Genomic DNA, 224 nt, shown 5'->3' with positions numbered 1-224 from the left:
GCCTGCACGGACTGGTCTGCCTGATCCAGTTGGGTTTTGGCGTTGGCCAGCATCTGGGCTGCAATGGTATTGCCCTTATCAATCAGGATCTGCGCATCCATGCCGTACTGCTGCGCAGCACGGGCAGCGTTGGCATATTGGCGCTGGATATCCGCGGCCTGACTGGCAATGCTTTCCGACCCGCTGGAGGTCACATCAAGCAACTGCTTGATGGTGCTGACTTC

The 224-nt window shown here is 58.0% G+C and carries 1 protein-coding gene; it reads right to left on the bottom strand.

The genetic code is table 11. From position 1 onward, the window contains the following. The coding region (locus HK26_RS13705; protein ID WP_180539599.1) for a hypothetical protein at positions 1–224 on the bottom strand (224 nt) is incomplete at both ends.

The organism is Acetobacter okinawensis (genome assembly GCF_002153655.1).
Classification (GTDB): Bacteria; Pseudomonadota; Alphaproteobacteria; order Acetobacterales; family Acetobacteraceae; genus Acetobacter; species Acetobacter okinawensis_A.
The sequence above is the reverse complement of the archived record's forward strand: the minus strand, read 5'-3'. Positions and strand labels throughout refer to the sequence as shown.